This is a genomic window from uncultured Allobaculum sp., assembly GCF_948576815.1.
GTDB classification, from domain to species: Bacteria; Bacillota_I; Bacilli_A; order Erysipelotrichales; family Erysipelotrichaceae; genus Allobaculum; species Allobaculum fili.
Map to the genome: position 1 here is coordinate 1 of NZ_CAPAEZ010000098.1, position 7,406 is coordinate 7,406.

Annotated in this window: 5 protein-coding genes; 1 reads left to right on the forward strand and 4 read right to left on the reverse strand. The window is 47.4% G+C overall.

From position 1 onward, the window contains the following. Positions 1–127 precede the first annotated feature (127 nt). Positions 128–1,891, reverse strand: coding sequence for an ATP-binding protein (locus Q2J39_RS10115; RefSeq protein WP_288340553.1), 1,764 nt, complete (start codon positions 1,889–1,891; stop codon positions 128–130). A 668-nt stretch (positions 1,892–2,559) separates the two neighbouring features. Here Q2J39_RS10115 and Q2J39_RS10120 point away from each other — a divergent pair. Next, positions 2,560–3,900, forward strand: a complete 1,341-nt coding sequence (locus Q2J39_RS10120; protein ID WP_230268467.1) for an MATE family efflux transporter — start codon at positions 2,560–2,562, stop codon at positions 3,898–3,900. Positions 3,901–4,162: 262 nt separating this feature from the next. Here the strand turns inward: Q2J39_RS10120 and Q2J39_RS10125 are convergent, their stop codons facing one another. The 3 genes from Q2J39_RS10125 to Q2J39_RS10135 are packed head-to-tail and all read right to left on the reverse strand — an operon-like array spanning position 4,163 to position 6,433. Continuing rightward, entirely contained in the window at positions 4,163–4,369 is a 207-nt protein-coding gene (locus Q2J39_RS10125; protein ID WP_288340555.1) for a hypothetical protein, read from the reverse strand. A gap of 32 nt (positions 4,370–4,401) precedes the next feature. Next, positions 4,402–6,078 (reverse strand): glycoside hydrolase family 2 protein, encoded by a 1,677-nt coding sequence (locus tag Q2J39_RS10130; protein ID WP_288340557.1) that lies wholly within the window; start codon positions 6,076–6,078, stop codon positions 4,402–4,404. Then, positions 6,047–6,433 (reverse strand): hypothetical protein, encoded by a 387-nt coding sequence (locus tag Q2J39_RS10135; RefSeq protein ID WP_288340559.1) that lies wholly within the window; start codon positions 6,431–6,433, stop codon positions 6,047–6,049. The genes Q2J39_RS10130 and Q2J39_RS10135 overlap by 32 nt, the downstream gene beginning before the upstream one ends. Between the last annotated feature and the right edge of the window lie 973 nt (positions 6,434–7,406).

Sequence of the window (7,406 nt, forward strand, 5' to 3'; positions counted from 1 at the left end):
CTGCAGAACGCCGACAATAGCCGCAAGGCAAAGATAGGAAGCTGCCAGACAAAACGAAATCCCCGAAAGATAAAGGAGAAATCCAATATCTTTCGGGGGTTTTTTCGTTTTATTGGGAAGAGCGTTTTCAGGATTTTTTTCTGAAGACGACTTTTCGGCCAGCCTTTCCTTTGGAAATCAGATTCATTTTAACCAGGCGATTTGCGGCTTTAGATGCACTTTGTACTGTATTGAGCGAATCAATTTCGTCACAGATCTGGACTAGAGTCAAAGTTTCGTATCGAGAAAACAGAGCCAGAATCGCATGATCCGTCGTATTCATGTCGGTGTTCGTGGCGCTTTCGGAATCGGGCACTGTTGGTGGAGTAGTATCTGTATCGCGATTGGATATGAGATTCTCGTTGAAGGTATAGAAGGAAGAACGGTGCTGCTGATGACAGATTAAAATCTTTTGAGCGGTCAATTCCTGAAGCAGAGAAGAAATTTCCACCGGGTCGAGTTTTAAAACAGGTTCCATGCGCCGAACGGTTACCTGTTTTTCATTTAGAGCGATGGATAGAATCATTTTTTCGTTCTCAGATAACGAGTGAAAGACATTCGGTCCTAAGCGGTTGATCAAATCTTTTTCGGTATTGCTTGAGAGTCCTGCGGTCAGCCATAGCCGTAATTCCACTTGCTGCAGGGTGACATTGTCATAGAGATCCGGCTCTTGCCATCCTTTTTCTTTCCAGATCTTCAGTATGGTTGGAATACCCGATCCAATATTGTCGCATAAGCCGATCATTCGAAACATCTGCTGTATTTTCGGATTTCGGGCTGACGTATGGCCTCCTTTAAAAATTTCACTTACTGGGATTTTCAGGTTTCCAGGATTTGAAAAAAGCAGATTGTCTTCATATCGGACGACTCTAAGGGATCCGCTGGTTCTGTAATTGGCATGAATGACCATATTGATCACTGCTTCTCGAATCGCTTTATGGGTATCGGTATCATCTACCCGGGTCATCCCGTCAAGCTGAAACGGTGCTGGCAGATCTCTGGTCAGGCGGGGCAGGATTAGATGTACGAAAGTGTACAGATTGTTTTCCCATTGGCCGTCGATTGTCAGGCGATCGGACCAGCGCTGACCAGGCATCATCTTCGCCTGATTCAGATAATCCATAAAGAGAGCGCTGAAGCGTTCTCGAATGGAAAGACCTTTTCCAAACATAAGCAAGCCGGCTTCGGTCAGAAACTCCTGGCCGGTTTGTCTGTTTCTGGCAAATCCTCCAATATGCAGAAGAAAATCCTCATCGGAGTATGTATTAAAGATATGTCCTCGGTTCTGTACCTCAAATTCATTTCGGTAAGCATGGAGTGAATTGAGGTCGATATCCGCCATCGTATACCCTTCTAGCACGGCTCCATCCAGCCCTTGATCCGAACTGTCCTGAAGCATCGATCGCACTTCATCTTCGGAACAGTGGTAATCGCCTTCGTAATTGCGCCGAAAGGTTCCTTTAAAGGGATTTCCGTTAATATAAACCGGACGAAAGTGATAGGACGCGCGAGGAATATCGATCTGCAGAACGGACTTGTCGTCAATATTCAGGATCTGGACATCCTGATCCAGAAGAATATTTGCGCTGACTTTTTCTCCATTCATAGTGTCCCAGAATTCTTTTTTCCTTTTGTTTGGATTCGAAACACCTAGAACGGTAAATCGCTTGGCTCTGTCGAATTCTTTAAGGTTTTCTTCAATTCCTAATAAAATAGTGCCTCCATGCGTATTGGCAAAAGATGAGTACGTTTCCCATAAATCTTTCGGGATCTCATTGGCTGCTTTCTTACATTCTAGAGTAAGATGCTCTCCGTTTTGAAGGATTGAATTCAGTTTTTCCTGGTCGGTCATGCAAGCTCTCCTTTCATTGATATAAGCAGTACAAGATTCCTCTTTTCAGCCTGGAGGCAGTGCGTGAGGAACTGGCGAACAGACTTCTCTAAGTTGATGATATTATCAGAAAAATTGAACATCAACTGAGAGGGCGGATTATCCTGAAAATCAGTTGATGTTCAACCAGAATCAGTTGATGTTCAACCAGAATCAGTTGATGTTCAACCAGAATCAGTTGACGTTCAACCAGAATCAGTTGATGTTCAACCAGAATCAGTTGATGTTTAATCAGAATTAGTTGATGTTCAACCAGAACCGGTTGAAGTGAGGCAGAAAGTTGATAGTGAGGGATAAAATGAATATCCGAAAAGCTGCCTGACCCGATTACGCAGGAATCTTCTAGTTAGTTAGTGATAGTTTCTTTTATGGCTGACACGTTTTCGTATCTTTAGCGAATTCAAGCAATCGTCAAACTGCGGTCGACTAAAAACAGCTGAATGAAATGGGACTCTGTTCAGGAATGAGGAATCTCGCCGAAAGATAAAGGCAAAATCCGGTATCTTACGGAGAGTTTTCTTTTGGAAATGGGAGGTCCAAAGCCCTTAGGCCAGCCGTCTGAGAAGCCGGGGATGAGGTTTTGGGAATGGTGACGCGTGTGATAGAGTACACCATTGGAGGTTTTTTTGATGCATAAAATGGAATCGATGGAGATCCGCCGTCTGGTACTGTCCATGTCTGTGCCAATTGCACTGAGCATGCTGATGTCGGCTCTCTATAATATTATCGACAGCATGTACGTGGCCGGCTACTCTCAGGAAGCACTGCTTTCGGTCAGTCTGTGTTCCCCCATACAGAGTTTGATGATCGCCATTGCCTGCGGTACAGGTGTCGGTTTCAATACGGTCCTTTCCCGCTATCTTGGAGAACATAATCGGGAAATGGCGAGTCAGGCAGTTCTGAACGGTCTGTTTCTTTCTCTGATCAACTGGCTGATTTTCCTTCTGTTCGGTCTGTTTGGATCATGGGCATTCCTTGCGCTTTTCACGCAGGATACGGGAGTGCTTATGCAGGGAAATGTATATCTACAGATTTGCTGCGGCTGTTCCTTTGCAATCTTCTTCCAGATCACGTACGAGCGAATCATGCAGGCGGTGGGCCGTCCGATGTATAACCTGGCTATTCAGGGAACAGGCGCTCTGATTAATATTTTCCTGGATCCGCTGTTCATCTTCACCTTCAATATGGGTACGGCGGGAGCGGCGGTTGCAACCGTGATTGGCCAGATCGTAGCCATGGGGTTAGGAATCTGGATCACCTATCGAAAAGTCCCGGAGATTCATACAAATCTCAAAATGTTCCGCTGGGATCCGGTACTGCTTGGCCGCATTTTGAAAATCGGCATTCCGGCAATGGTCATGCAGGCAGTTATGAGTTTTATGTCTGTGTTCATGAACTGGATTCTGATGCCGTTTTCGTCTATGGCCGTTTCGGTATTCAATGTCTATACCCGTCTTCAGCAATTTGTTTTCATGGCGGTTATGGGCCTGAGCAACGCGCTCATCCCGATTGTCGCGTTCAACTATGGTGCGAGAAGAATGGATCGGATCGTCCCGGCGGTTCGTTTTTCACTGCTTCTGGCTTGTGCCATCATGGTGTTTGGAACGGTGCTGTTCCAGCTGATCCCGTCTCAGCTTCTCTCGATGTTCAATGCGGATCAGTCCATGTATGCGATCGGCATTCCCTGCCTGCGCGTCCTTTCCTGGAGCTTTGTATTCGCTGGCGTATCGATGATTCTCTGCTCTGCGTTTCAAGCCCTTGGGTATGCAGGAATCAGTCTTGTGATCACCCTGCTTCGTCAGCTCGTTCTTCCTGTTCCGCTTACCTGGGTTCTTGCCCGTCTCTTCGGTCTTGATCTTTCCTGGTATTCGTTTGTGATTACGGAAATTCTCTGCGCTGGAATCTCCGTTCTGGAATGGCAGAGAATTAAAAGAAAGACGGTAAAGCATTTAAGTGCAGCCACAGCTTAGCCATTCACATGCCAGATCGGACGTACGTCCGATTGGGACTTCAATTTGTTTTATACTCAATCGCAAAAACAAAACAGCCGAAGAATAAAGGAGAAATCCCGTATTCTTCGGCTTTTCGTATTTCCGGCTCGAATAGGAATCAGAAAAGAAACAGCAACGAATCCAGAGACATTAGAAGTAAGACGTAAAAGCTGCAGATCCTTTATGGATGGGATCTGCCGCAGTTTTAATTATGGAATTCAGTTTGTACTGCGAATTGCTTTTAGCGGATCAGACTTGCGGAAGGTGTTTTTCTCAGTTTGAGGAGCGCCTGGTTCAGCGAAGCGGACTGGGCGTTGATCGCATCCTGTTCGGCTTTACTGTTTTTGCGCAGGTCTTTTGCGCGGTTGAGCTCGTTCTCAAAGGCGGTCCAGTTTGCTTCCTGGTAGCTGTCTTTCTGTTTGAAAACCGAATTTGATTTGGTGATCACCTGATCGAGGAGTGTCCAGTCTGGCGTATAGATTACATCGGCTTCGAATACCGCTTCAAGCGTGCGGTTTTGGACCAGGTGCTGGCGATAAAGATCATTTCGCCGGTTTCAATGCCTTTGGCTTCCATGTCCGTGTCGTGTTCCACAGGACGCCGGGAAGCAAACGCATAGTAGGAATATTTCGGAAGGCGGAACAGATCCCAGATACCGCAGGCGGAAATCGTCGGATCGTATCCGCGGTTATGGTCGATACCAATCCACATGGTCATACCGGCCATGCGTTTATTGCTGTCGGTATACAGCTTTTTACCCTCGGCTAAAGAGATTACTCCTGTTCCCTCGAAATGGAAGCCGTTGTACAGGCGATTGTTGGCCTGTTCTACCATTCGCTCTTCTCCGCCGGGGTAGTAAGTACCCGGGCCGCGGGTGACACGGCACGTATCGGTAAAGTAGCCGTACTGTTCAAGCCAGAAGTCGCCGTATTCACGAATGAAGGACTGCGATGTATCGTTCTTAAGTTCTTCCGGGCGTCCCCAGACGATATCGCCTTTCGTTGAATCATCATAGGCTTCAACGGCTGTGCGAACGGAAGGTCCTTCGGATTTTGCGATTTCTTCCAGCGAGTTGGTAAATCCAGCCGGAACGCCGGTGGATTCATTCAGCGATGTTTCAAACGCGAAAATGCAGGGGTGATTGCGGTCGCGGCGCAACATCTGGCGCGTATCGTTTTTTACGCGTTCTGCGAATACGGGGTTGTCATTCCAGTACTGCCAGCCCTGAATGGCTTCTACAACGAGAATGCCAAGCCGGTCGCATTCGTCGAGGAATGCCGGCGACTGGGCGTGGTGGGCGGTGCGAACGATCTGGAAGCCCGCGTTCTTATACAGGATGGCATCCTTGCGCTGCAGGTTGTCCGATGCCGCATAGCCGATGTACGGATATTCCTGATGACGGTTGACACCGGAAAGGAATCCCAGATGCTTCCCGTTAATTTTTACGCCTTCCGTGGCGCTGAAGATGACGGTACGAATACCGGTTGTGGTTTCTGTTCGATCCACTTCCTCGCCGTCGACGGTAACGGTGGAAACGAGCGTATACAGATTGGGGTGATCAAGATCCCACAGCTGCGGGTTTTCGAATTTGAAATTCTGCGCGATCGTCTGCGCATCACTGGCTGAAATCGTTACGGTTGAGCTTTTGGTGAGCGCTTCTTTGCCCTGCGGATCAACGTATGTCGACTTGAGGGTGACTTGCTTGTCTGCATCGGTTTCGTTGCGCACGTGCGTTTTGACAACGGCGGTCGCTTCTTGTTCACTGACCGACGGATAATCGATCAGAATTCCGCCTCCGGCTTCGATGTTTTCATACGTCGCATCGGTGATATGAACCGATTCCACGGAATGCAGATAGACGTTGCGGTAAATACCTCCGAAGTACGAGAAGTCCAGACTGCCCTGCGGCTTTCCGGGAGGAACCAGTCCATTGTCCCGGTTGTCGGTCAGGACTGTGATGACGTTTTTCTCGCCATCGCAGTGAACGGCATCCGTAATATCGAGGACGAAGGGAAGATAGCCTCCGTACTGGGTATGGTTTCCATCTTTGCTTCCGGTCAGCTTGGCTAACGGGCACTGAAGATGGGTCCCGTTGACCCATACATCGGTAACGCCCATGGCGCCTTCAAACTCGAAGTAAAGTTTTTTTTCCGGCATAGGATTCATCCAGGTAGAAGTGCTTGCGGTACATCGCTTCTCCCTGATAGTTTTTGCCGCCGCTCGCATTGTATTCTTCCAAACGAACGGGATGCGGCAGATCGACATTTTCCCAGCGTTCCAGTTCGGACTGGGGGTAGTCGACTTGAACAGCTTCTGGAATATTTGCGCGGACAAATTTCCAGCCCTGGTTGAAGTTCAGCTTCTCCCGCCCGTCGGCGGCAGTAATCTGTTCAACCGTCTGCGGCGAATCGGTTTCGTTCGCAGCGACTGTCTGGATCTGTCCTGGCAGCAGCATGCTGATGGAAAGCAGGACCATCAGCACGGACAGACTCCATTGTCTGAGTGTTTTCATATTTCTCCTTTCCTCTCTTCGAATGTCTCAGACAAACACAGGGGGGATTTTGTCTGACGTGACGCGTTCGAGGGGAGCGTCCATCCGAAAAGCTGCTATTGTAAGCCTTTCCAAGCCTCGTTTTAGCTTTTACCTGAAATTGAAAACATGATTTAGTAAACATTTATCGATTTCCCGTTGATTTGTGCACGGACGTAAAAGAAAAATGCAGCCGAACAAATGGAAAGGTGGGATGAGAAAGCAAACGAGGAAGGAGAAGACGCCAGAAAAAATGACGTTCTGGCATCCATGAATCCATATCGGGCACTTAAGCCATACAGAGGCTCCCATATAAAATAAATAGGATAGAAACGTTCAGTAGAAGGCAGTCTTTATTCGTTCGCTCCTGAGAGGAATGATCGGATTTCTTCGTGAGCGTAAACTTTCGCTAAGCATATTGCAGTGGCGTCCGTTTGCTCTGCTTCGATCGACAGGCAGAAAGCAGCCCGAAGATAAACGAACAGTATACAAAGCCTTTTCGGCTTTTTCCGGCTGATAGCGGAAACCAGATTTGGCTTTATAAGAGATGGAACCATTCGAGGCATTCAGAAAGACATCCTTTTTGAAAAATAAGAAGCATACGGCTCGTTTGAGCAAAAAGTCACCGAGGATCCGATGCATTTACTTGACCTTGTGCGGGATCTCTGATTAAATAAGGAAGCTGTTTGCGCAAGGAAACAGCACTTGAAATCAACTCGTGAAAATATTTTAAGAATTCACAAATAATGCTTGCATCGCTTCGATGCCCGTGTTATTATAGTTGAGCGCTGAGGGAAATCGCTTCTCTCAGTCATCAAATCACCTTTAGATATCGAAGAAAGCAGCTTAAGTGAAAATCATGAAGAAATTCACAAATAGCTGTTGACAGAGATTTCTGCAGATGATATGATAAACAAGCCTTGTGAGAGACATCGAGTTTTTCACAAACAGATGG

Bases quoted from the DNA above. Each gene is read 5' to 3' on its own strand.
- Q2J39_RS10115 (WP_288340553.1), bottom strand. From the start codon at position 1,891: ATGACCGACCAGGAAAAACTGAATTCAATCCTTCAAAACGGAGAGCAT.
- Q2J39_RS10120 (WP_230268467.1), top strand. From the start codon at position 2,560: ATGCATAAAATGGAATCGATGGAGATCCGCCGTCTGGTACTGTCCATG.
- Q2J39_RS10130 (WP_288340557.1), bottom strand. From the start codon at position 6,078: ATGCCGGAAAAAAAACTTTACTTCGAGTTTGAAGGCGCCATGGGCGTT.
- Q2J39_RS10135 (WP_288340559.1), bottom strand. From the start codon at position 6,433: ATGAAAACACTCAGACAATGGAGTCTGTCCGTGCTGATGGTCCTGCTT.